The organism is Streptomyces sp. AHU1, from assembly GCF_045343905.1.
Lineage (GTDB): Bacteria > Actinomycetota > Actinomycetes > Streptomycetales > Streptomycetaceae > Streptomyces > Streptomyces triticiradicis.
In genome coordinates, this window is the sequence record NZ_CP174283.1 from 2049990 (window position 1) to 2072429 (window position 22440).

Genomic DNA, 22440 nt, shown 5'->3' on the forward strand with positions numbered 1-22440 from the left:
GTCGTTCACTCGGACGGGCCGATGCTGCTGCCCACCCCGCCGCCCGCGCCCTTCCCGCCCACCGGGCGGATGCCCGCGGTGATCTTGTCCATGTCGGACAGCGGCGGCGCGCCGGCGCCGGCGTCGACGGCCAGCCGGACGATGACCAGGGACTGGGATCCCGTGCTGGACTGGAAGGCCAGCGACTCGACCCAACCTCCGGGCCCTGCACCGGTCCTGACCTTCCAGCGCACGAGATATCCGGCGCGTCCGGCGACGGCGACCGAGCCGGACTTCACCACCCGGTGGGAGGTGATGCCGTGGAAGGGGCGGCTGCCGACGAGGTCGTGGCCGTACACGCTGTCGGCGGCGTCCTCGATGTCCCCCTCGGCGAGGGCCTTCGGGGAGGTCTCGTCGGTGGCCGTGACGGTGAGCGAGTCGACCCGGCCGTGCCGGCACAGACCGGGGTCGCCCGGGCAGTCGTAGGTGCGCGGGGTCGACAGCACCATGTCGTGGTCGGCGGCGTACTGCGGTTTCGCCCAGCCGTCGAGGACCGGGAAGGTGATGCCGTTCAGCTCGTCCACCACGACGGACGGGTCACCGGCCGAGGGCGAGGGGGCGGACGGTGACGGCGAGGGGCCGTCGGTCCGGCCGGGAGACGCGGTCGCGGGCGTGGTGCGTGCCGCGGTCTCGTCGTCGCCGTCGTCCTGGCGCAGCAGCACGGCGCCCGTGACGATCGCGGCCACGAGGACGACGGCGGCCGTCACGAGGGCGACGGCCTTGGCCCGGCCGGAGCCGGAGCCGTCGGCCGGCGGGGTCTGTACGAGGGGCTGTTGGGGAACCTCGGGCTGACGCCGGTGGTCGGTCCACGCGGTCCCGTCCCACCAGCGCTCGACGAGCGGGTACGACGGGTCGCGGTACCAGCCGGGTGGGGGTGTCATGCTCATCCCGGCACTCTAGTGCGGTGGCGGGCGGCGGGACGTGCCGGGACGAGCCGTCCAGGGGGCCCGGGGCGGGAACGGCGGGAAGTCGCCGCCCGCCCGCCCGCGGGCCGGGCCGGCGGGCGGCCTACAACGGTGTGACGTAGGCGCCCGAGATGCCCCCGTCCACCAGGAAGTCGGTGGCGTTCACGAACGAGGAGTCGTCGCTGGCGAGGAACGCGACGGCCGCCGCGATCTCGTCCGCCTCGGCGAACCGTCCGACCGGGATGTGCACGAGCCGGCGCGCGGCCCGCTCGGGATCCTTGGCGAACAGCTCCTGCAGCAGCGGGGTGTTGACCGGGCCGGGGCACAGGGCGTTGACGCGGATGCCCTCCCGGGCGAACTGGACGCCCAGTTCACGGGACATGGCCAGGACACCGCCCTTGGAGGCCGTGTACGAGATCTGGGAGGTCGCCGCGCCCATCCGGGCCACGAAGGAGGCGGTGTTGATGATGGAGCCCCTGCCCTGGCGGCGCATGTAGGGGATGGCGGCCTTGCAACAGAGGTACACGGAGGTGAGGTTGACCTCCTGGACGCGCTTCCAGGCCTCCAGTCCGGTGTCCAGGATGGAGTCGTCGTCGGGAGGTGAGATGCCCGCGTTGTTGAAGGCGACGTCGACCGAGCCGTAGGTGTCGTACGCGGTCTTGAACAGGTTCTCGACCTGTTCGGGGTCGGTCACGTCGACCTTGACGAAGGTTCCGCCGACCTCGGCGGCCACGGCCTTCCCGTGCTGTTCGTCGATGTCGCCGCAGACGACGTTCGCTCCCTCGGAGGCGAGCCGGCGCGCGGTGGCGAGGCCGATGCCGCTGGCGGCGCCGGTGATGACGGCGGTACGGCCGCCCAGGCGGCGGCAGACGGTCTCGGGGGTGTCTGAAGTCACAGTGCGGGGCCCTCCGTGCTGATGAAGACGTTCTTGGTCTCGGTGAAGGCGGTGAGGGCGTCCGGGCCGAGTTCGCGGCCGATCCCCGACTGTTTGAAGCCGCCGAAGGGGGTCCAGTAGCGGACGCTGGAGTGGGAGTTGACGGACAGGTTGCCGGCGCGGACGGCCCCGGAGACGCGCAGGGCGCGGCCGACGTCACGGGTCCAGATCGAACCGGACAGGCCGTAGTCGGTGGCGTTGGCGAGCCGGACGGCGTCGGCCTCGTCCTCGAAGGGCAGCACGACCGCGACGGGGCCGAAGACCTCCTCGACGGCCACGCGCGCGCCGGGCTCGACGCCGGTGAGGACGGTGGGCGCGAACCAGAAGCCGGGGCCTTCGGGGGCCTTGCCGCGGATACCGGGCGCGTCGGCGTCGACGTAGGACCGCACGCGTTCGCGCTGGGCCGCGGAGATCAGCGGGCCCATCTGGGTCCGCTCGTCGGAGGGGTCGCCGACGACGACGGACTCGACGGCCGGGGCGAGGAGTTCGAGGAAGCGGTCGTGGACGGAGCGCTGGACGAGGATGCGGGTGCGGGCGCAGCAGTCCTGGCCGGAGTTGTCGAGGAAGGACATGGGGGCGGCGGCCGCGGCGGCCTCGATGTCGGCGTCGGCGAAGACGATGTTGGGGCTCTTGCCGCCCAGTTCGAGGGTGACGCGCTTGAGGAGGGCCGAGCCTTTCGCCAGCACCTGCTTGCCGACGGCCGTGGACCCGGTGAAGACGATCTTCGCGACGCCGGGGTGGGTGACGAGCGCGTCGCCCGCGACGGGACCCGCGCCGGGCAGCACCTGGAAGAGGTGTTCGGGCAGGCCTGCCTCCAGGGCGAGTTCGGCCAGCCGCAGTGCCGTGAGCGGGGTCGCCTCGGCCGGTTTGAGAATGACGGCGTTGCCCGCGGCGAGGGCGGGTGCGGTGCCCCAGGCGGCGATGGGCATCGGGAAGTTCCAGGGGGCGATGACGCCGACGACGCCGAGCGGTTCGAGGAGGGTGACGTCGAGGCCGCCCGGGACCGGGATCTGACGTCCCGTCAGGCGTTCCACTCCCCCGGCCGCGTAGTCGAGCAGATCGCGCACGTTGCCCGCCTCCCAGCGGGCGTTGCCGAGGGTGTGGCCGGCCTCGCGGACCTCCAGCCGGGCCAGTTCCTCGAGGTGGCCGTCGACGGCGGCCGCGAAGCGGCGCAGCAGCCGGGCCCGGTCGGCGGGCGCGAGGGTGGCCCAGCCCGCCTGGGCCCGGCCGGCCCGTTCGACGGCGTCGTCCACGTCCCGGGCGGTGGCGGCGGGGACGGTGGCGACGACCTCCTCGGTGGCCGGGTCGAGCACCCGGAGTTCGTGGTCGTGCGGAGACGAGGTGTACGGGTGCGGTGCGTCCGGGTCCGACGCGTGCGGGGGCGGTGTGTCCTGGTGCGGTGCGTGCGGGTGCGGCAAGGGGGTCCTCACATGCGTTCGAAGGAGCGGCGCAGCTCCCAGTCGGTCACCGCGGCGTCGAAGGCCTCCAGCTCGACGCGCGCCATGTTGCGGTAGTGCTCGACCACCTCGTCACCGAAGGCGGCCCGGGCGATCGGGCTGTTCTCCCAGAGCTCGGCGGCCTCGCGCAGGGTGGTGGGGACGTGTTCGTACGCGGCGGTGTAGGCGTTGCCCGGGCACGCCTCGGGCAGCTCCAGCTTCCGCTCGATGCCGTACAGGCCGGCCGCCACGAGTCCGGCGACGGCCAGGTGCGGGTTGACGTCGCCGCCGGGCAGCCGGTTCTCGAAGCGCGTCGAGCGGCCGTGGCCGACGACGCGCAGGGCGCAGGTGCGGTTGTCGTGCCCCCAGGCGACGGCGGTCGGGGCGAAGGAGCCGGGCTGGAACCGCTTGTACGAGTTGATGTTGGGCGCGTACAGGAGGGAGAAGTCGCGCAGGGCGGCCAGCTGTCCGGCGAGGAAGTGGCGCATCACCTCCGACATGCCGTCCGGGTCCCCGGCGGAGCCGGCCATCACGTTGGTGCCGTCGGCGTCGGCCAGGGAGAGGTGGATGTGGCAGGAGTTGCCCTCGCGCTCGTTGTACTTGGCCATGAAGGTGAGGGAGACGCCTTCCTGGGAGGCGATCTCCTTGGCGCCGGTCTTGTAGATCGCGTGCTGGTCGCAGGTGACGAGGGCCTCGTCGTAGCGGAAGGCGATCTCGTGCTGGCCGGGGTTGCACTCGCCCTTGGCGGACTCGACGGTCAGGCCCGCTCCTCGCATCTCGTTGCGGATGCGGCGCAGCAGGGGCTCGATGCGGCCGGTCCCGAGGACCGAGTAGTCGATGTTGTACTGGTTGGCCGGGGTGAGCCCCCGGTAGCCGCTGTCCCAGGCCTGTTCGTAGGTGTCCTTGAAGACGATGAACTCCAGCTCGGTGCCGACCTGGGCGGTGTAGCCGAGTGCGGCGAGGCGCTCCAGCTGGCGGCGCAGGATCTGGCGGGGAGCGGCCACCACCGGGGAGCCGTCGTTCCAGGCGAGGTCGGCGATGAGCAGGGCGGTGCCCTCGTTCCAGGGGACGCGCCGCAGGGTGGCGAGGTCGGGGTGCAGGGCGAAGTCGCCGTAGCCCCGGTCCCAGGAGGACATGGCGTATCCGTCGACGGTGTTCATGTCGGTGTCGACGGCGAGGAGGTAGTTGCAGCCCTCCGTGCCGTGCTCCAGGACCTCGTCGAGGAAGAAGGCCGCGGCGAACCGCTTGCCCTGGAGCCGTCCCTGCATGTCGGGGAAGGCCAGGACGACCGTGTCGATGTCACCGGCCTCGACGAGGACGCTCAGTTCCTCGACGGAGAGCGGGGGTGTGCGGTCTGCCACCGGAAAGTCCTCCTTGGGTCAGCCGAGGGCCATAAGGTATTGCGGAGAACCATTGCTTGGGAAGGGGGCGCGACCTGATGACGCGGGCGGAACCCGGACGCGGGACGGGCGACCGGCTGACGCCGGTCCTGCGGCCGGTGCGGGCGGGCAACGGCTTCGAGGAGGCGCTGGAACAGATCCTCCAGATCGTCCGGCTCGGCCTGGTGCCGGGCGGCGAACGGCTGCCCGCGGAGCGGGAGTTGGCCGAGCGGCTCGGCATCAGCCGGGTGACGCTGCGCGAGGTCCTGAAGGTGCTCCAGGACCAGGGTCTGGTCGAGTCGCGGCGCGGACGCTACGGCGGCACCTTCGTGCTGGCGCGCACCGACACACCGGGCGAGCACGAACTGCGCCGCAGGGTCGCCGCGGTCGACATCGAGGACGTGCTGCGCTTCCGCGAGGTCCTGGAGGTGGGCGCGGCCGGGCTGTGCGCGGCGCACGGGCTCGACGCGGAGCGGGCCGCCCGGCTGCGCGAGGCGCTGGAGCGGACGAACGACGCCCCGCTGGCCGACTACCGGCGCCGGGACACCCTGCTCCACCTCACCCTCGCGGAGCTGTGCGGCTCCCCTTCCCTCACCGCGCGGTACGCGGCCGTCCGCGCGTCCGTCAACGACCTGCTCGACTGCATCCCGCTCCTCGTCCGCAACCTGGAGCATTCGCAGCGCCAGCACACCGCCCTGGTCGAGGCGGTTCTCGACGGGGACGCGGACGGGGCGCGGGAGATCATGCGGGAGCACTGCGCGGGCACGGCGGCGCTGCTGCGGGGGTTCCTGGCGTGAGCGGGACGTGAGGCGCGGGGCCGGCGCCTTCCCCTCCCGGGCGCCGCGTGTTTCGCTCCCACCCCGCAAAGGTATGAGAGTTTTCCATTGACAGCGTCGAGGAGATCCGAGGAGTAGCGCGTGGGCAGGCCGCTGGTCGGTGTGAGTACGTATCTGGAGGCCGGGACTCGCTGGGGCGTGTGGGAGATGGAGGCCGCGCTGCTGCCGGCCGGCTATCCACGGCTCGTGCGGGCGGCGGGCGGACTCGCCGTGATGCTGCCGCCGGACGATCCGGCCCTGGCGCGCGAGACCGTCGCCCGGCTCGACGCGGTGGTCGTCGCGGGCGGCCCCGACGTCGACCCCGCCCGGTACGGCGCCGAGCGCTCCCCGCGTACGGGGCCGCCCGCGCCCGAGCGCGACGCCTGGGAACTCGCCCTGATCCGGGCCGCGTTGGAATCCGGCACCCCGCTGCTCGGGATCTGCCGGGGGCACCAGCTCCTGAACGTCGCCCTCGGCGGCACCCTCGTCCAGCACCTCGACGGGCACGTGAAGGACACCGGCGTCATCGGGCACCACGAGGTGATCCCCGTTCCGGGGACGCGGTACGCCGGTCTCGTACCGGAGCCGTGCGCCGTGCCGACGTACCACCACCAGGCGGTGGACCGCCTCGGGAGCGGCCTCACGGTGAGCGCGCACGCGGCCGACGGCACGGTGGAGGCCGTCGAACTCCCCGGTCCCGACTGGATCCTGGGAGTCCAGTGGCACCCGGAGATGGGGGACGACCTGCGGGTGATGCGGGGCCTGGTAGCGGCGGCGTCCTGAGCGACCGGGCCCCGCAGGACGTTTCTTCGCCCCCTCCGCCCCTGCCCGTCCCGTCCCCGGGGCTGCCGCCCCCAGACCCCCGCTTCGGCCTGACGGCCTCGTCCTCAAACGCCGGACGGGCTGAAGAAGTCAGCCCCTCCGGCGATTGAGGAGCGGGGTCCGGGGGCGGAGCCCCCGGGTACGGGGAGGGCAGGGGCGGAGGGGGCGAAGAATGCCTGTCGTGTCACGCGCCCCGGGTCAGGGACAGCAGATCGCGGGCCGGCCCGGTGGGGCGGTGCCCCGTCGGCCAGACGGCCCGCAGGGCGCGGGTCAGCTGGACGTCGGCCAGGGGGATGCCCACCAGACGGTGGGCGGAGAGCTCCTCGCCGAGGGCGAGTTCGCTCAGGACGGCCGGCCCCGCGCCGCTGACGGCGGAGGCCTTGACCGCCGTCGTCGAGGACAGCTCGATCAGCGGACGGGCGAGCCCGCCGAGCGCGGAGTCGAGGACCTGACGCGTGCCCGACCCCTCCTCGCGCAGGATGAGCGGTGTGGCGGCCAGTTCCGCCGCCGCGAGGGGCGCCCGGCGGCGCGCCCAGGGATGTCCGGGCGCCGTCACCACGATCAGCCGGTCGTGCGCGATGACGGCGGCGTCGAGACCGGACGGCACCGAGATGCCCTCGACGAACCCGAGGTCCGCCTCACCCGTCAGCAGCCGCTCGGCCACGGCGGCGGAGTTCCCCGCGAGCAGCGACACGGCCGTGTCGGGACGCTGTGCGCGCAGCGCGATCAGCCAGCCGGGCAGCAGGTACTCGGCGATGGTCATGCTCGCGGCCACCCGCAGCCGTGAGTCGCGCCGGTCGCGCAGGGCCTGCGCCCCGGCGTCGAACGCCTCGGCCGCGTCCACCACCCGCCTGGCCCAGTCCGTGACGAGCGCCCCCTCCCGGGTGAGCCGGGACCCGCGCGGCGAACGGTCGACGAGCGCCACCCCGAGCAGCCGCTCCATGGAACGGATACGGCTGCTGGCCGCCGGCTGGGTGATCCCCAGCTCGCGTGCGGCGCGCCCGAGACTGCCGAGGCGCGCCACGGCCAGCAGCAGTTCCAGCGCGCCCAGATCGGGTACCCGGTGTGCGATCCCGACGCCGGGCCGATCCTCCGCACTGCTGCTCATAAAGCCAGCTTATGCCGTCATAGGCGCGCACTCCCTGGTGGGGAGCCCGCGGCGGCGCGACCGTGATGACATGGTCACCGCAGCCCAGCCCCTGTCCGCCCATCAGGCGGGAACCGTCCCCGGCACGAAGACACCCCGTGTCCCGGGAAACCGCGCCGTCGCCGCACTCCGGTATCTCGGCCCGAACTGGTACGCCTCCGTGATGGGCACCGCGATCGTGGCCACGGCGGGAGCCGGGCTCCCCGTGGACGTACCCGGTCTGCGCACCGCCTGCACCGTCGTGTGGGCCCTCTCGCTCACCCTGCTGGTGTCGCTGCTCGCCGCCCGCGCCCTGCACTGGACGTACCACCGCGACCAGGCCCGCGCCCACTTCCTCGACCCGGCCGTGGTCCCCTTCTACGGCTGCCTCTCGATGGCCCTGCTCGCCGTGGGCGGCGGCACCCTCCTGGTCGGCCGGGACTGGATCGGGACACCGGCGGCCCTCGCCGTGGACACCGTCCTGTTCACCGCCGGGACGCTGGTCGGACTCGCCGCCGCCGTGGCCGTCCCGTACCTCATGGTCGTACGGCACCGCATCGAACCCGGCCAGGCGTCCCCCGTGTGGCTGCTGCCGATCGTCGCCCCCATGGTGTCGGCCGCTCTCGGCCCCCTCCTCGTTCCCCACCTGCCGGCGGGCCAGCCCCGAGAGACCCTGCTCCTCGCCTGTGTCGCGATGTTCGGGATCAGCCTGGTGGCCACTTTCGTGATGCTGCCGATGATCTTCGCGCGGCTCGTCACCGCGGGTCCGCTGCCGCTCGCGCTCACCCCGACGCTGTTCCTCGTGCTGGGCCCGCTGGGCCAGTCGACCACCGCGGTGGGCAAGTTCGCGGACGCCGCCCCCGGTGTGGTGTCCGCCCCCTACGACCAGGGCTTCACGCTCCTCGCCGTCCTCTACGGCGTCCCCGTGCTCGGTTTCGCCCTGCTGTGGCTCGCGCTGGCCGTCGCGATGGTCGTACGGGCCCGCCGCCAGGGCATGGGCTTCGCTATGACCTGGTGGGCCTTCACCTTCCCGGTGGGCACCTGCGTGACCGGCGCGGAGGGCCTGGCCCGGCACACCGGCCTGGCCGCCTTCGAGGTGCTCGCCGTCGCCCTGTACGTCCTGCTGGTGGCCGCCTGGTCGGTGGCCGCCGTCCGGACCGCCCACGGCCTGATCGGCGGAAAGCTGCTCGCCGCACCTCGATGAGAGCGGTCGGCACACGCGAACGGTCCCGGCCCCGGGCTCTGAGCCCGGGGCCGGGACCGTTCATCCGTCGGCGACTACGCGTCGGCCGGAGTCTCAGAAGGCGCTGTTGTCACAGCCCTGCGAGGAGCCGAGGCTGGTGTGCTGGCCACCCGGGTTGCCCTCACCGTTCAGCGCGTTGCCGAGCGCGCCGTTGAGGAGGCCGACCTCGCCGAGGACGTCCACGTTCAGGTCGTGCGACTTGCAGCTGGAGCTCTGCGAGACCTTGATGTCGTTACCGCCACCCGCGGCCTGGGCCGTGCCACCGGCGAACGCGATGCTGCCGAGAGCGGCGACCAGAACAGCAGCGGTACGAAGCTTACGCATGTCATCTCCAATGGAGTTGAATGGTTGCGATCCGGAAAAGATCGACTTGTGTAGTCACAGAAAGTAGTGCGAACTCCGCCGGGCCTGTGGGCGACGCGCTGGATCTTGTGCCCGTGTCGCAGAAGCACCCGAAAGCCGTAGCGCGGAAGAATAATCGGGTCGTCGGGCCGGGTCGGCGACGGCCGGCGCACCGACGGGACGGGAGACCGCCTCGGAGTTCCGCCGGGACCGTTCATCCGTCGGCGACTACGCGTCGGCCGGAATCTCAGAACGCGCTGTTGTTGCAACCCTGCTTGGAGCCGAGGGAGGTGGCCTGGCCACCCGGGTTGCCCTCACCGTTCAGCAGGTTGCCAGCCAGACCGTTGAGGACGCCGACCTCACCGAGGACGTCCAGGTTCAGGTCGTGCGACTTGCACTCGGCGCTCTGCGAGACCTTGATGTGGTTGTCGCCACCCGCGGCCTGGGCCGTGCCGCCGGCGAACGCAATGCCGCCGAGGGCAGCGAGCAGAACGGCAGCGGTACGAAGCTTACGCATGTCATCTCCAATGGAGTTGAGTAGGTTCGACCCGTGAAAGATCGACTTGTGCAGTCACAGAAAGTAGTGCGAACTCCGCCGAACCCGTCGGCGACGCACTGGATCTTGCGCACGTGTCGCAGAAACACCCGAAAGCCGTAACGCGGGCGAATGATCGGACCGGCAGACGGAACCGGCGGAGGCCGGCGCCTCGGCGGGACGGGAGAACGCCCTCACGGCCGTCTCCCCCGGCGGAGGTCCGGCCCCGCGGAGGCGCGGTCCCGCGGAGCCGTGGCACGCCACAAGTGACGTACCAGACTGGCGAGTTGGCCCGAAAGGTGCCGGAATCACGAGGAGAGGGCGAGGAGTTCGGTTCTCCTCTTCCGGCGGAGGACGGAGCGGAGGATCACCGCCGAGGTGATCGCAGCGCCTCGCCGAGTCGCGCGGGTGCCTCGGCGAGCGAGGGGCCGTACCAGGTCAGCAGGCGGCCATCGACGAGGGCGCAGGGCAGTCGCGGGAAGGCTTCCGGCCCGTCGTCGGCGGTGAAGCGGTACGGCTCGTCGGGCAGCACCACGAGGTCCGCACCCGCCGCGGTCAACTCGGCCAGGGGGACACGGGGGTATCGGTCCTCGTGGTGGGCGTACGCGTTGTCGACGCCCAGCCTCGCCAGGACGTCGCCCGCGAAGGTGTCCCGGCCCAGTACCGTCCAGGGGCGCCGCCAGACCGGCACGATCGCGGTCCTGCGGCGGGCCGGGACGGGCCGTTCGGCCCAGGCGGCCTCCGCCGCGTCCAGCCATCGCGGACGACCGCGCACACCGCACGCGCCGAGTACCCGGTCCAGCTCGCGGAAGGCCCCCGGCACGTCCCGCACCTCGGTGACCAGCACCTCGATCCCCGCGTCCCGCAGAGCGGCCAGATCGGGCTCCCGGTTCTCCTCCTCGTTGGCGACGACGAGATCGGGGGCGAGCTTTACGACGGCGTCGACATCGGGGTTCTTGGTGCCCCCGATCCGTACGGCGTCCAGGTCCGCCGGGTGGCTGCACCAGTCGGTCACGCCGACCAGGACGCCGGGCGCGGACACGGCCACGGCCTCCGTCAGCGAGGGAACGAGGGACACCACCCGCATACCCGTCCGCCTCTCCAGCGCCGTCCCCGTCCCCCGCCATCCTCTCCCGCGCCGCCGCCGACCGCCTGTCGCCGCCCCGGGGCCTCAGCGTTTGCCGAAGTCGCGCCGGTCCTCCACCGCGTCGACGTGGCCGGCGACCTCGACGACGACCACCCGGGTGTCCGGCACGGTGGCGCGCCAGCGGTGCCGCACGCCGCCCGTCAGATAGAGCGTGTCGCCCCGCCCCAGGCGGTGGGCGCGTCCCTCCGCCTCGACCTCGACACCGCCGTCGGCGACGTACATCAACTTGTCGTTGCGGTTCTGGAGTTCGCGAGCTTCCTCGTGGTCGCCGGTGAACTCGGTGGCGTGCAGCTGGTGGTGACCACGCACCAGGGGGCGCGCGTGAGCCCCGGGAGCGAACTCGGCCCCGGCGTCGGCGCGCACGACGTCGACGCTGCACGCCGGGTCGGCGGCGGCGAGCAGGTCGGCGGCCGTGGTGCCGAGGGCGTCGGCGACCCTTTCCAGGGAACTTCTGCTGGGCCGTGCCCGCTCGTTCTCCACCTGGCTGAGAAAGGGCACCGACAGGCCGCTGCGTTCGGCCACGGCGGCGAGGGTGAGCCGCAGTGCCCGGCGCCGTCGCCGTACGGCCGCGCCTACCCGAAGGGGCTGTTCTTTGTGGTCGCCCATCGCTCCGGCTCCCTCCCTCGCGTCGTCGGTCCGCGAACCGCCCGGTCTTCCGGCCCGCCGCTTCTGTTGAGTTGTTTGCACCCTACGCATGTTCGGCAAACCGTTTCATGGACCCGTCACATCGCTGTCACTTCGAGGGAGTGTGAGGGTTACAGTTCGCGCCACCGCGCGAGCCGTCGCGCGCCCGGCGCCGCCGCCCCCGCGCACGGGACGAAAGGGCCGATCACGAGGGCGGGACGCCCGTCCGGATCTTCAAAGGCCCGCCCGGATTCCGAAGTCCGTTCCGGCGATGCGCAGTTGACGGTTCGCGTCGCCCCGGGCACGCGGTGCCCGCCGGGTTCGGGCGGGCCCGCGCACACGAACCCGGTGTGCGGCGGCCCTCGGAGCGGTGCACGAGGGGGCCGGCGTGCCGTGCGCGCGGCCGGCGCCACGGGCGGGAACCACACGGTCCGGGTGCGGTCGCGGACCGCGGCACGGTTGTCCGGATCCCTCTCGTACGTCAGTACGCGGCCACCGGCGCCGTCGCCCGAGCGCGGACCGGCGGCCGACCGGACGCGGGGTCACGCACGGCGAACACGGGAGTGGTCCAGGTCACCGTCAGTGGCGTACGGCATGATGCGGAGCGTGACTCCCCAGACGCGACGCCTCATGCTTCTCGACACCGCCTCGCTGTACTTCCGCGCCTATTTCGGTGTGCCGGAGTCCGTGAAGGCCCCGGACGGCACACCGGTGAACGCCGTGCGCGGACTTCTGGAGTTCATCGACCGCCTGGTCCGGGACCACCGCCCGGACGACCTGGTGGCCTGCATGGACGCGGACTGGCGTCCGCGGTGGCGGGTCGACCTGATCCCGTCGTACAAGGCGCACCGGGTCGCCGTGGAGAACGGGACCGGCCCGGACCAGGAGGAGATGCCGGACACGCTCTCCCCGCAGGTGCCCGTCATCGAGGAGGTCCTGGACGCGCTGGGCATCGCCCGCGTGGGAGTCGAGGGGTACGAGGCGGACGACGTGATCGGCACGTTCACCGGGCGCGCCGCCGGCCCGGTCGACATCGTCACCGGCGACCGGGACCTGTACCAGCTCGTCGACGACGAGCGGGGGGTGCGCGTGCTGTACCCCCTCAAGGGCGTCGGCACGCTCCAGCTCACCGACGAGGCCTGGCTGCGCGAGAAGTACGGCGTCGACGGTCCGGGATACGCGGACCTGGCGCTGCTGCGCGGCGACCCGAGCGACGGACTGCCCGGAGTGCCCGGCATCGGGGAGAAGACGGCCGCCAAGCTCCTCGCCGAGTTCGGCGACCTGGCCGGGATCATGGCCGCCGTCGACGACCCCGGGGCGAAGCTGACGCCCTCGCAGCGCAAGCGGCTCGACGAGTCGCGCCCGTACATCGCCGTGGCGCCGACCGTCGTCAAGGTGGCCGGGGACGTGCCGCTGCCCGAGGTGGACACGGCGCTGCCGCACACCGCGCGCCACCCCGCCGCACTGGACGAGCTGGCCGCGCGCTGGGGCCTGGGCGGCTCACTGAGCCGTCTGCTCACCACACTGCAGGCATAGATGAACACTTTTGACTCGACCGATACCCGTTCATGCATGGATACCGCACGGAAAGAGGTGCTAACTTAGGTAAGCCTAACCATGTGAACAGGAGGCAGTCATGGCAGAGCGCCCGGAACGCAAGCCCCGGAAGCCCCATTCCGCGAAGGTCGTACGGACCGAGCGGCTGACCTCCCACATGCAACGGGTGGTCCTGGGGGGCGACACCCTCACGGACTTCGCCACGAGCGGCAGAACCGACCATTACGTGAAGCTGCTGTTCGGCCCCCCGGGCGTCACCTATCCCGAGCCCTTCGACCTGGAGCGCGTCCGCGAGGAGTTCCCGCGCGAGCAGTGGCCGGTGACCCGGACGTACACCGTACGCTCCTGGGATCCCGAAGCGCGCGAGCTGACCCTGGACTTCGTGGTGCACGGGGACGAGGGACTCGCCGGACCGTGGGCCCTTCGGGCGCAGCCGGGCGAGGTCGTCCGGTTCATGGGACCCGGCGGCGCGTACGCGCCCGACACGGAGGCCGACTGGCACCTGCTCGTCGGTGACGAGAGCGCGCTGCCCGCGATCGCCGCCGCGCTGGAGTCCCTGCCCGACGCCGCCGTGGTCCGCGCCTTCGTCGAGGTCTCCGGGCCCGAGGAGGAGCAGAAGATCGACTCCGACGCGGAGATCGTCTGGCTGCACCGCGGCGACCGGCCCGTCGGCGCGGCCCTGGTGGAGGCCGTACGAGCCCTGGAGTTCCCGGAGGGCCGGGTGCACGCGTTCGTGCACGGCGAGGCGGGCTTCGTGAAGGAACTGCGCGGGCTGCTGCGGGTCGAGCGGCAGATTCCGCGCGAGGACCTGTCCATCTCCGGCTACTGGCGCCTCGGTCACAACGAGGACGGGTGGCAGGCCTCGAAGCGTGAGTGGAACGCCCAGGTGGAGGCGGAGCAGGAGAAGCCGGCCTGACGCCGGACGCTCCCCCCCGTACCACCAGGAGGCGGACCCCGCGTGACACCGGCCCCGTACGCCGCGAGGACGCGGACGCTCGCGGGGGCCGGCCTCCACGCACCACTGAGAGGCGGAACCTCGCCGCACCGCCCGCCCCCCGGGCACCGGCGGAAGGCGCGCTCACCACGCACCCCGCACACATGTCAGAGGCGGACCCGTATCGCGCGGGTCCGCCTCTGACGCATGCGCGGACGACGTCCGTCCGGCGGGGGACCGCCGACGGACGCGCGGCACCCCGACGGGCACGCCGGCACGCGCGGGGCATCGCGCGGGAGCGAGGACGGCGGCCACGTGAGGAATTGGGCCCGTCGCCGACACGGCCGCGACACGCGGGCGAAACAGGGTCTCCCTAATTTCTGTCACCCGACAGGAATCCCGACCGCCCTTCGCCCCTAAGGCAGGTGCCGCCGTGACCACCACCGCCCCCTCCGACGTACGCCCCGATCCGCCCGCCTCCCCGGACGACCGCTCCCTGTCCGAGTTCGGCTACCGCCAGGAGCTGCACCGCAGCCTCGGCCGGTACGCCTCGTTCGCCGCCGGGTTCTCCTTCATCTCGGTCCTCACCACGGTCTTCCAGTTCTTCGCCTTCGGGTACGCGTTCGGCGGCCCGGTCTTCTTCTGGACCTGGCCGGCCGTGTTCGTCGGCCAGCTGGCGGTCGCCGCCTGCTTCGCGGAACTCGCCGCGCGCTATCCGATCTCCGGCGCGATCTACCAGTGGTCCTCACGCCTGTCGAACGCCTCCTTCGGCTGGTTCGCCGGCTGGATCATGGTGATCGGGCAGGTCGTCGTGGTGGCCGCGGCGGCGCTCGCCCTGCAGATGGTCCTGCCCGCGATCTGGTCCGGCTTCCAGCTGATCGGCGACGACCCGGCTCCGACGAGCCCCGACGGCGCGGCCAACGCGGCGGTCCTGGGTGTCGTCCTTCTCGTGCTGACCACGCTGGTGAACGTCCTGGACAACCGTGTGATGTCCGCGGTCAACCGGATCGGCGTCACCGCCGAGATCATCGGCGCCGTCCTGATCATCGTGCTGCTGTTCACCCACTCCGAGCGCTCCCCCGGCATCACCTTCCACACCGGCACGGGCACGGGCGGCCTGTTCGGGGCGCTGATGGTGGGCTCGTTCATGGCCGCGTACGTGATGATCGGCTTCGACAGCGCCGGCGAGATGAGCGAGGAGACACACCACCCGAGGCGCACCGCGCCCCGGACGATCCTCACCGCACTCGGCGCGGCGGGCCTGCTCGGCGGGCTGATCGTGCTCGGCGGACTGCTCGCCGCCCCGAGCCTGACCGACGGCCGCCTCGGCGTGGACGGACTGGGCTACGTCCTGACCAGCAGCCTCGGCGACGGGGTCGGCCGGGCGCTGCTCGCCGACGTGGTGGTGGCCATCGCGGTGGCGACCCTGGCGATCCAGACCGCGGCCGGCCGGATGCTCTTCTCGATGGCCCGCGACGGCCGGCTCCCGTTCTCCGGCCGGCTCGCGAAGGTCGACCCGCGCACCGGCATGCCGAGCGCTCCCGCCCTGGTCGTCGGTGTCCTCGCGGCGGCCCTGCTGCTCCTGAACTTCGCCTCCCCGGACGCGTTCCTCGCGATCGGGACCACCTGCATCGTGATGCTGTACCTCGCGTACGCGATGGTCACCGGACCACTGCTGGTGCGAAGGCTGCGCGGGCGGTTCGCCGCCGAGGGCACCGACGAGACGGGCGCCCCGCTCTTCTCCCTGGGCCGCTGGGGCGTCCCCGTCAACGTGCTCGCCCTCGTCTACGGGCTGTTCATGACGGTCAACCTGGCCTGGCCGCGCGCGGCGGTGTACGACCCGGCGGGCGGGCACTGGTACTTCCGCTGGTTCACCCTGCTGTTCCTCGCCCTGACGCTGGTCGTGGGCGCGGGGTACCGGGCGTTCGCGGCGCGGACGGCGAAGGCACCGGCGCCCGAGGCGGCCGAGGCCTCGTACGCTTGACCGGTGAGACGCAAGCCCCGGATCCCGCCCGCTCCCCTCCCGCAGCGTCACGGGGTCGACCCCGTGCGGATCAGACTGCCGCGCGAGGGGAGCTGGGCCACCGCCCGGGCGTATCTGGTGGACCGGCTCGCGGCGGGCGACGGGGTCATCGACGCGATGATCGGCGAGGGGCTGATCGTCCGCGAGGACGGCCGGCCGCTGAGCGCCGGAACCGCCTACGCGCCGGGGATGTTCCTGTGGTTCCACCGCGAACTGCCCGACGAGGAGCCGGTGCCGTTCCCGCTCGAGGTGGTGTACCGGGACGACCACATCGTCGTCGCCGACAAACCGCACTTCCTGGCCACCACGCCGCGCGGCAGCCATGTCGCCGAGACGGCCCTCGCCCGGCTGCGCCGGGACCTCGGCCTGCCGGAGCTGGGCGCGGCGCACCGTCTCGACCGGCTGACCGCGGGGCTCGTGCTGTTCACCGTACGGCCCGGGGAACGGGGCGCGTACCAGTCGTTGTTCCGCGACCGGCTGGTCGGCAAGGAGTACGAGGCCGTGGCGCCGTACGACCACGGTCTCTCCCTGCCGCGCACGGTCAGCAGCCGCATCCTCAAGGAGCGTGGGGTGATGGCCGCGCGGGAGGTGGAGGGCGAGCCGAACGCGGTCACCGGGATCGGACTGGCCGAGCACCGGGGCGGGTTGGCGCGCTACCGGCTGACCCCCCGCACCGGGCAGACCCATCAGCTCCGGGTGCACATGAGCGCGCTGGGCGTGCCCATCCTCGGCGACCCGCTGTACCCGGTGGTGACCGGGCCGGTGCCGCCCGGCGACTTCCGGCGTCCGCTGCAACTGCTGGCGCGGACACTGGAGTTCACCGATCCGGTCACCGGCCGGGAGCACCGGTTCGTCAGCGGACGGACGCTGGAGGCGTGGACCTCGTACGACGCCTGGTCGGCCCGGGGCACCGGGGATCAGTAGCCGCGCCACCAGCGCAGCAGGCGCCGCCAGGCTCCCGGGCGTCCGGCGGGTACGGGAGCGGCCGGCGCGGGTCCGGGAGCCGCCGGTGCGGACGCGGGGGCCGCGGGCCCCGGCGCGGGCGCGGCCGGGGCCGTGTCCTCGGTGGTCACCTGCCAGGGGGCCCGCTGGGCGGGCAGGGCGCGCACGGACGGCCGTTGCATGACGTCCTGGGTCGGCTTGGGCTCGAACCGTACGGGCAGATCGACGAGGTGGCGTGAGGACATGGTGCTCCGCCAGCGCAGGTCGCTCTCGTCGCAGTCGAGTTCGACGTCCGGCAGCCGCAGCAGCAGGGCGTCGACGCCGACGTCGGCGATGGCGCGGCCGATGTCCTGCCCCGGGCACTCGTGGGGGCCGCCGCCGAAGGCGAGGTGGGAGCGGTTTCCCTGCATGCTCGCGGCCAGGTCGGGGCGGATCCGGGGGTCGACGTTGCCGGGCGCGATCCCGAACAGCAGTCCGTCGCCCTTGCGGATGTGCCGGCCGCCCAGCTCCGTGTCCTGTTTGGCGAAGTAGCCGAGGACGGCGCTGAAGGGCGGTTCGTTCCACAGGGACTGCTCGACCGCCTCGGGCACGGTCATCTGCCCGCCGTTGAGCTGGGCGCGGAAACGCGGGTCGGTGAGCAGCATGCGCAGCACGTTGGCGATGAGGTTGGCGGTGGCCTCGTAGGCGGCGAGCAGGACGAGCCGCAGGTGCTGGGCCACCTCGTCGTCGGTGAGCCGGGCCGGGTGGTTGATGAGATGGGTGGTGAAGTCGTCGTCGGGCTCGGCCCGGCGCCGCAGGGTGTGCTGGGTCAGCACGCCCATGACGTACTCGTTGCTGGCGATGGCGGTGTCGGTGCCCTTGAGCAGGTCGCGGGTGGCGTGCACCATGCGGTCGTTGTAGTCCTCGGGCATGCCGATGATCTCGCAGAGCACGGACATCGGCAGATGCTCGGCGAACTGTCCGACCAGGTCGGCCTTGCCGAGCGGGCAGAACGCGTTGACCAGGCGCTGGGTGGCGCGGTTGATGTAGCGGCGCAGGCTGCGGAAGTCGATGGTGGACATGGCGCCGGTGACGGCGCCGCGCAGTCTGAGGTGCTCGTCGCCCTCGGCGTGGGAGCAGATGGGCTGCCAGGCGATGTGGGGGGCGAGCGGATGGTCCGCTCCCGCCGTGCCGTCCCGGACGGCGGTCCACAGCCGGCTGTCGCGCGTGTAGTGGGAGGGAGTGCTGACCATGTGCAGGTTCTCGGCATGACCGAGGACCACCCAGATCGGCACGTCGTTGTGCAGCAGCACGGGTGCCACGGGACCGTGTTCGGCGCGCAGCTTCTCGTACAGCGCGCCCAGGTCCTCGGCCTCGGGCCCGTAGAGGCGGCGCAGTCCGCCCGGACCGACGCCGGGGCCGGCGGCATGGGCGGGGCAGCCGGGCGGGGGGCCGAACGCGGGTTCTTCCGTACCTGTGGGGGAATGGGATTCGGTCGTCACAATGATCGCTCCGAAGCTCAAATACGTTCTATGAGTGGGTAGTTGGCGTACGGATGCCGTATTCACCGTACGGTGTTCAGCTGCGCGCCGTCGTCATCGCCAGGGAATGCAGGAACCGCATCAGGGTCATCAGGGTGTCCCGGCTCGACGCCCTGCGGCGGGCGTCGCACCGCACGATCGGGATCTCCTCGGGCAGGTCGAGCGCGGCCCGCAGGTCCTCGACCGGGTACCGGGGCGCGTCGGGGAAGTCGTTCGTCGCGACGACGAACGGGACGCCGCGTTCCTCCAGGCGTCCGATCACGTCGAAGCTGACCTCCAGCCGCCGGGTGTCGACCAGGACGACCGCGCCGAGCGCCCCCTCGAACAGGCCGTTCCACAGGAACCAGAAACGCTCCTGGCCCGGAGTGCCGAACAGGTAGAGCACCAGTTGGTCCGTGAGGGAGATCCGGCCGAAGTCCATGGCCACGGTGGTGGCCGTCTTGGTCTCGGACCCGTAGTCGTCGTCGACTCCGATGCCGGCCTGCGTCATGGTCTCCTCGGTCGTCAGCGGCCTGATCTCGCTGACGGAGCCCACCATGGTCGTCTTGCCGACCCCGAAGCCGCCCACGACCACGATCTTCACCGCCGCCTGCGCGGTGTGCGGGAGGTGGTCCTCGGCACGAGGGCCCGTGACGGTGTCAGAGCTTTTGAAGTCCATGCATCACCGCTTCGAGGAGGGAACGGTCGGGGAGCGCCTGACGGACGATCGGGGCGCGCGCCTGGACCAGTCCTGCCGCCAGCAGCTCGGTGAGCAGGACGGTCACCACGCTGAACGGCAGACGGAGATAGGCCGAGATCTCGGCCACGGACAAGGGGGTCCCGCACAGCCGCAGCAGTGCCGACTGCTCCGGCTGGATGCCGGGCGGCGGCACGGCCGCACGCGCCACGACCAGCGTGACCAGGTCGACCTCGGCCCGGTCGGCGCCCTCGCCGCCGCCCGTGAGCACGTACAGGCGCTCCGGGTTCCCCGGGCCGCCCGGGCCGTCCTCCCCCTCGGGGTCTTCCGGGGGCGCGAGCGGGGACGGGGGTGCGGGAGGTTCCGGGGGACCCTCCCTGGGCCGGCGCCTTCGGCGTTGCGGAGGAGTCATACGGTCTGCCCGTTGCGGCGGGGCGGACTCGTGAGGTGGGCGCCGATCCGTACGACGAGGTCGCGCATGCGGTTGCTCATCAGCCCGGGTTCCGCGGTCTGGTCGGCGAGCACGGCGAGGTAGGCGTTGGGTCCCGCCGACATCAGGTAGAAGTAGCCGCCGTCGATCTCGATGATGACCATCCGCATCCGGCCGTCGCTCCTGGGGATCTCGCCCGCGACGGCTCCCGCGAGGCTCTGCAGGCCCGCACAGGCGGCGGCGAGCCGGTCGGCCGCGTCCGGCTCGCCGCCGTAGCGGGCGATGCGCAGTCCGTCGGCGGAGAGCACCACGATCTGCTGGATGCCCGGCACTCCGTCGGAGAGTTCCTTGAGCATCCAGTCGAAGTTGGCTCGCTGCTGGATCACTTGAGGTCCCCCTCGTCGCCGGCCTCGGCAGGGGCCGGCTGGTCGTCCGTGCTGGATGCGGTCGGGTCCGGGTCGCCCTTGAGCCCGTTCATGAACGCCTCGACCCACAGACCGGGTTCGGGCTCCTTCTCCCGCGGCCCGGGGTCGGGTTCCCAGGGGGCGGCGACGGCGGTCTCCTGCTCGGCGCGCGCCTCGGCGTACCGCCGGCTCAGCGGGACCTTCGTCCGGCTGCGGCGCTGCGGAAGACCGCCCGGCGTCCATTCCGTGACGACCGGGACGTCGTCCTCGCGGGGGTCGCCGCCGGAGGAGGGGACGCGGGGCCCGGTGGTGGGCTTGCGCTTCTTGGGCTTGCGCGCCGGGCCCGCGACACCGCCGTTGTCGATGCCGGCCACGGAGGTGGCCCCGATGCCGTGCGCGAGACCGGGGGCGAAGTCGGTGGTGAGCATGGAGCGCGGTGCGACGAGGACGGCGCGGACACCGCCGTACGCGGACTGCCGCAGCGAGACCTGCATGCCGTACATCTGGGCGAGCCGTCCGACGACGGCCATGCCGAGCCGAGGCGCCTGGCCCATGACGTTCGGGTCGACGCCCGCGGCCGCCAGCCGGAGCAGCTCCTCGATCCTGCCGCGGGCCTCGTCGCTGAGGCTGACGCCGCCGTCCTCGATCTCGATGGCGATGCCGGTCTGCACCTCGATGGCGGTGACGTGCACCTTGGTGTGCGGCGGCGAGTACCGGGTGGCGTTGTCCAGGAGCTCGGCCAGGGCGTGGATGAGCGGTTCGACGGAGACGCCGTCGACGGCGATGTCGACGATGTTGTGCAGCTCGATGCGCCGGTACTCCAGGATGCGGGACATCGCGCCGCGCAGCACGCTGAACAGCGGTACAGGTTCGGGCCACCGGCGTCCGGGACGGCCGCCGCCGAGCACGGCGATGGAGTCGGCGAGCCGGCCGATCAGCGCGGTTCCGTGGTCGATGCGCAGCAGGTCGTCGAAGACCTCGGGGTTGCGCCCGTGGTCCTCCTCCATCTCGCGGAGTTCGTTGTTCTGCTGGTGGACGATGGCCTGGACGCGCCGGGCGATGTTGACGAAGGAGCGCTGCGCGGCGTCGCGCATCGACTCCTCGGCGTCGATGATCTTGAGCAGCTTCTTCAGCAGGTCCTTCTGCGGCGCGGGGATCTCGTGGAGGTCCGGGGTGTCGCGGCCCAGCGTGCGGACGACCTCCGAGGGGGAGTCCCCGTCGTGCAGCCGGTCGATCGCGTAGGGCAGGACCTCCTGGGTGAAACGCACGATCTCCTGGTCGTGCGCGGCGATGCGCTGTTCCAGGGAGGCGGTGCGGCGCACGAGGTCGGCGCGCAGTTCCCGGGCGACGCGGCCGCGGCGGACGGCCTCACCGCCGACCGCGACGACCAGCAGCGTGGCGAGGCCGCCGCACAGGGCCACCGCGCCCCGGGCCGGTTCCGTCACCGCGGCGACGGCGGCGCCGGTGACCGCCGCCATCAGGGCGGCCGGCAGCAACAGCACGCGCGCGTAGGGAAGTTCACTCTCACCGGGAGGCGATTGGACACTCACCATGTATGCCCTCTGAGACAAGTCGGCTGGGGGGTGGGGGAGATCTGGGGGAAACGTCACGGATCGGTGCGGGCCGAACCGGATCTTCGGAACTTATGCGAACAAGCACACGAATACGTCCCAACTCGGTGCGCCGCGGGCGAGCCTAGTCCGACCGGATCATCGCCGTGTCATATTCAGCAAGCACCTGAAACCGCCCGTGGGACTGGAGTAGCCTCGGCCCCATTTGCACGCTGAGCCCCCGTTCGCACACGGTGCGTGATGGCGCACGGGCGTGCGGGAACGCGGCGACGGCGGCCCCGGTCCTCAGATTCCGGCGATGCGCAGCGCGGCGTCGGCCGTGGCCTCGGCGAAGGCCGACACCGGGCGCCGCGGATCGGAGCGGTGCACGAGGATGACCCCCTCGATCAGCCCGAACAGCAGATCCGTGCGCAGTTCGAGCTCCCCCTTGGCGAACGCTCCCCCCACCTCCGTCGCGGCGAGCAACTGGCGGTAGGCGTCCTTGAGTTCGGCCCGTACGGCATGGAAGCCGGCGAAGCGTTCGGTGCGCACCTCGGGCAGCAGATAGAGACCGCCGAGGTTGCGTGGCCCCCCGCAGAGCACCTCGACGTCGGTGCGGCACAGCCGCCACAGCCTCCGCTCCGCGGGCGCCGCGTCGTCGGCGAGGAGTTCACGGGCACAGGCGAGCGAGGGCGTGACCGTGGACTCCAGGAGCTCCGCGAGGAGTTCCTCCTTGCCGGTGACGTAGTGGTACATGGACGCCTGGCGCATGCCCGCCCGCTCGGCGACGGCACGGGTGGTGGTGGCCGCGTATCCCCGCGTGGTGAACAACTCGGCCGCCGCGTCCAGCAGTTCGGCGCGCGGCGTCAGCCCGCTGTCCGGCCGCCGATCGGCCCGAGGCCTGCCGACCCGTCGTCCGCCACCCGTTCCCATGCGTTCGATCCTCGCACACGCGCCACGCCCCGGCGGGGCCCCGCGGCCCGCGCCGCGGACACCGGACGGCCGCGCGCGAACCCCCGTACCGGCGGCGCACCCCTCGTGAGGGACCGGTAACCGG

General features: G+C 72.4%; 22 protein-coding genes. 7 read left to right on the forward strand and 15 right to left on the reverse strand.

The window, feature by feature from the left end; genetic code table 11:
* Positions 1 to 5: 5 nt before the first annotated feature.
* The 4 genes from ACICHK_RS09410 to ACICHK_RS09425 form a co-directional block, all read right to left on the reverse strand.
* Complete coding sequence (locus tag ACICHK_RS09410; RefSeq protein ID WP_406836544.1) at positions 6 to 926, reverse strand: DUF2510 domain-containing protein; 921 nt, start codon at positions 924 to 926, stop codon at positions 6 to 8.
* Between the two features lie 121 nt (positions 927 to 1047).
* Positions 1048 to 1839, reverse strand: a complete 792-nt coding sequence (locus ACICHK_RS09415) for a 3-oxoacyl-ACP reductase (protein WP_406836545.1) — start codon at positions 1837 to 1839, stop codon at positions 1048 to 1050.
* On the reverse strand, positions 1836 to 3191 hold the full coding sequence (locus tag ACICHK_RS09420) for an aldehyde dehydrogenase family protein (RefSeq protein WP_406841182.1): 1356 nt from the start codon (positions 3189 to 3191) through the stop codon (positions 1836 to 1838). Before ACICHK_RS09420 ends, ACICHK_RS09415 begins: the two co-directional genes overlap by 4 nt.
* Before the next feature lie 113 nt (positions 3192 to 3304).
* Positions 3305 to 4675, reverse strand: coding sequence for a glutamine synthetase family protein (locus ACICHK_RS09425; protein ID WP_406836546.1), 1371 nt, complete (start codon positions 4673 to 4675; stop codon positions 3305 to 3307).
* A gap of 77 nt (positions 4676 to 4752) precedes the next feature.
* Here ACICHK_RS09425 and ACICHK_RS09430 point away from each other — a divergent pair, with 77 nt between their 5' ends.
* Positions 4753 to 5490, forward strand: coding sequence for a FadR/GntR family transcriptional regulator (locus ACICHK_RS09430; protein ID WP_103547902.1), 738 nt, complete (start codon positions 4753 to 4755; stop codon positions 5488 to 5490).
* A 120-nt stretch (positions 5491 to 5610) separates the two neighbouring features.
* Positions 5611 to 6291, forward strand: coding sequence for a gamma-glutamyl-gamma-aminobutyrate hydrolase family protein (locus tag ACICHK_RS09435; protein ID WP_406836547.1), 681 nt, complete (start codon positions 5611 to 5613; stop codon positions 6289 to 6291).
* A gap of 223 nt (positions 6292 to 6514) precedes the next feature.
* Here ACICHK_RS09435 and ACICHK_RS09440 read toward each other — a convergent pair whose 3' ends face one another.
* Positions 6515 to 7438 carry a LysR family transcriptional regulator gene (locus tag ACICHK_RS09440; RefSeq protein ID WP_406836548.1) on the reverse strand — a complete coding sequence of 308 codons (924 nt, stop codon included), beginning with the start codon at positions 7436 to 7438 and terminating at the stop codon, positions 6515 to 6517.
* Positions 7439 to 7508: 70 nt separating this feature from the next.
* Here ACICHK_RS09440 and ACICHK_RS09445 point away from each other — a divergent pair, with 70 nt between their 5' ends.
* Positions 7509 to 8660 (forward strand): TDT family transporter, encoded by a 1152-nt coding sequence (locus tag ACICHK_RS09445; protein ID WP_406836549.1) that lies wholly within the window; start codon positions 7509 to 7511, stop codon positions 8658 to 8660.
* A 93-nt stretch (positions 8661 to 8753) separates the two neighbouring features.
* Here ACICHK_RS09445 and ACICHK_RS09450 read toward each other — a convergent pair whose 3' ends face one another.
* The 4 genes from ACICHK_RS09450 to ACICHK_RS09465 all read right to left on the reverse strand — a co-directional run bounded on the left by ACICHK_RS09450 (position 8754) and on the right by ACICHK_RS09465 (position 11329).
* On the reverse strand, positions 8754 to 9023 hold the full coding sequence (locus ACICHK_RS09450; RefSeq protein WP_406836550.1) for a hypothetical protein: 270 nt from the start codon (positions 9021 to 9023) through the stop codon (positions 8754 to 8756).
* 265 nt (positions 9024 to 9288) lie between these two features.
* Positions 9289 to 9558, reverse strand: a complete 270-nt coding sequence (locus tag ACICHK_RS09455) for a hypothetical protein (protein WP_151468371.1) — start codon at positions 9556 to 9558, stop codon at positions 9289 to 9291.
* A gap of 385 nt (positions 9559 to 9943) precedes the next feature.
* Positions 9944 to 10663, reverse strand: a complete 720-nt coding sequence (locus ACICHK_RS09460) for a helical backbone metal receptor (protein ID WP_406836551.1) — start codon at positions 10661 to 10663, stop codon at positions 9944 to 9946.
* An 84-nt stretch (positions 10664 to 10747) separates the two neighbouring features.
* Positions 10748 to 11329, reverse strand: coding sequence for a helix-turn-helix domain-containing protein (locus ACICHK_RS09465; RefSeq protein WP_406836552.1), 582 nt, complete (start codon positions 11327 to 11329; stop codon positions 10748 to 10750).
* 615 nt (positions 11330 to 11944) lie between these two features.
* Here ACICHK_RS09465 and ACICHK_RS09470 point away from each other — a divergent pair.
* From ACICHK_RS09470 to ACICHK_RS09485, 4 genes are all read left to right on the forward strand, one after another.
* A complete protein-coding gene (locus ACICHK_RS09470; RefSeq protein ID WP_406841183.1) occupies positions 11945 to 12883 on the forward strand; it encodes a 5'-3' exonuclease H3TH domain-containing protein in 939 nt (312 codons plus the stop codon).
* A 100-nt stretch (positions 12884 to 12983) separates the two neighbouring features.
* Positions 12984 to 13820 (forward strand): siderophore-interacting protein, encoded by an 837-nt coding sequence (locus tag ACICHK_RS09475; RefSeq protein WP_406836553.1) that lies wholly within the window; start codon positions 12984 to 12986, stop codon positions 13818 to 13820.
* 451 nt (positions 13821 to 14271) lie between these two features.
* Positions 14272 to 15822, forward strand: a complete 1551-nt coding sequence (locus ACICHK_RS09480; RefSeq protein ID WP_151468366.1) for an amino acid permease — start codon at positions 14272 to 14274, stop codon at positions 15820 to 15822.
* 3 nt (positions 15823 to 15825) lie between these two features.
* Positions 15826 to 16785, forward strand: a complete 960-nt coding sequence (locus tag ACICHK_RS09485; protein WP_406836554.1) for an RluA family pseudouridine synthase — start codon at positions 15826 to 15828, stop codon at positions 16783 to 16785.
* On the opposite strand, the gene ACICHK_RS09490 is transcribed toward ACICHK_RS09485, so the two are convergent.
* From ACICHK_RS09490 to ACICHK_RS09515, 6 genes are all read right to left on the reverse strand, one after another.
* Positions 16779 to 18284 carry a cytochrome P450 gene (locus ACICHK_RS09490; protein ID WP_406836555.1) on the reverse strand — a complete coding sequence of 502 codons (1506 nt, stop codon included), beginning with the start codon at positions 18282 to 18284 and terminating at the stop codon, positions 16779 to 16781. The genes ACICHK_RS09485 and ACICHK_RS09490 overlap by 7 nt on opposite strands.
* 76 nt (positions 18285 to 18360) lie before the next feature.
* Positions 18361 to 18981: a GTP-binding protein gene (locus ACICHK_RS09495; protein WP_406836556.1), complete on the reverse strand. Its 621-nt coding sequence runs from the start codon at positions 18979 to 18981 to the stop codon at positions 18361 to 18363.
* Entirely contained in the window at positions 18962 to 19411 is a 450-nt protein-coding gene (locus ACICHK_RS09500) for a DUF742 domain-containing protein (protein WP_406836557.1), read from the reverse strand. Before ACICHK_RS09500 ends, ACICHK_RS09495 begins: the two co-directional genes overlap by 20 nt.
* On the reverse strand, positions 19408 to 19815 hold the full coding sequence (locus ACICHK_RS09505; RefSeq protein ID WP_151468361.1) for a roadblock/LC7 domain-containing protein: 408 nt from the start codon (positions 19813 to 19815) through the stop codon (positions 19408 to 19410). Before ACICHK_RS09505 ends, ACICHK_RS09500 begins: the two co-directional genes overlap by 4 nt.
* A complete protein-coding gene (locus ACICHK_RS09510; RefSeq protein WP_406836558.1) occupies positions 19812 to 21386 on the reverse strand; it encodes a sensor histidine kinase in 1575 nt (524 codons plus the stop codon). The genes ACICHK_RS09505 and ACICHK_RS09510 overlap by 4 nt, the downstream gene beginning before the upstream one ends.
* 303 nt (positions 21387 to 21689) lie before the next feature.
* On the reverse strand, positions 21690 to 22316 hold the full coding sequence (locus ACICHK_RS09515; RefSeq protein ID WP_406836559.1) for a TetR/AcrR family transcriptional regulator: 627 nt from the start codon (positions 22314 to 22316) through the stop codon (positions 21690 to 21692).
* Between the last annotated feature and the right edge of the window lie 124 nt (positions 22317 to 22440).

Bases quoted from the DNA above. Each gene is read 5' to 3' on its own strand.
- ACICHK_RS09410 (WP_406836544.1), bottom strand. From the start codon at position 926: ATGAGCATGACACCCCCACCCGGCTGGTACCGCGACCCGTCGTACCCG.
- ACICHK_RS09430 (WP_103547902.1), top strand. From the start codon at position 4,753: ATGACGCGGGCGGAACCCGGACGCGGGACGGGCGACCGGCTGACGCCG.
- ACICHK_RS09440 (WP_406836548.1), bottom strand. From the start codon at position 7,438: ATGAGCAGCAGTGCGGAGGATCGGCCCGGCGTCGGGATCGCACACCGG.
- ACICHK_RS09445 (WP_406836549.1), top strand. From the start codon at position 7,509: ATGGTCACCGCAGCCCAGCCCCTGTCCGCCCATCAGGCGGGAACCGTC.
- ACICHK_RS09450 (WP_406836550.1), bottom strand. From the start codon at position 9,023: ATGCGTAAGCTTCGTACCGCTGCTGTTCTGGTCGCCGCTCTCGGCAGC.
- ACICHK_RS09455 (WP_151468371.1), bottom strand. From the start codon at position 9,558: ATGCGTAAGCTTCGTACCGCTGCCGTTCTGCTCGCTGCCCTCGGCGGC.
- ACICHK_RS09460 (WP_406836551.1), bottom strand. From the start codon at position 10,663: ATGCGGGTGGTGTCCCTCGTTCCCTCGCTGACGGAGGCCGTGGCCGTG.
- ACICHK_RS09465 (WP_406836552.1), bottom strand. From the start codon at position 11,329: ATGGGCGACCACAAAGAACAGCCCCTTCGGGTAGGCGCGGCCGTACGG.
- ACICHK_RS09470 (WP_406841183.1), top strand. From the start codon at position 11,945: ATGCGGAGCGTGACTCCCCAGACGCGACGCCTCATGCTTCTCGACACC.
- ACICHK_RS09475 (WP_406836553.1), top strand. From the start codon at position 12,984: ATGGCAGAGCGCCCGGAACGCAAGCCCCGGAAGCCCCATTCCGCGAAG.
- ACICHK_RS09495 (WP_406836556.1), bottom strand. From the start codon at position 18,981: ATGGACTTCAAAAGCTCTGACACCGTCACGGGCCCTCGTGCCGAGGAC.
- ACICHK_RS09500 (WP_406836557.1), bottom strand. From the start codon at position 19,411: ATGACTCCTCCGCAACGCCGAAGGCGCCGGCCCAGGGAGGGTCCCCCG.
- ACICHK_RS09510 (WP_406836558.1), bottom strand. From the start codon at position 21,386: ATGGTGAGTGTCCAATCGCCTCCCGGTGAGAGTGAACTTCCCTACGCG.
- ACICHK_RS09515 (WP_406836559.1), bottom strand. From the start codon at position 22,316: ATGGGAACGGGTGGCGGACGACGGGTCGGCAGGCCTCGGGCCGATCGG.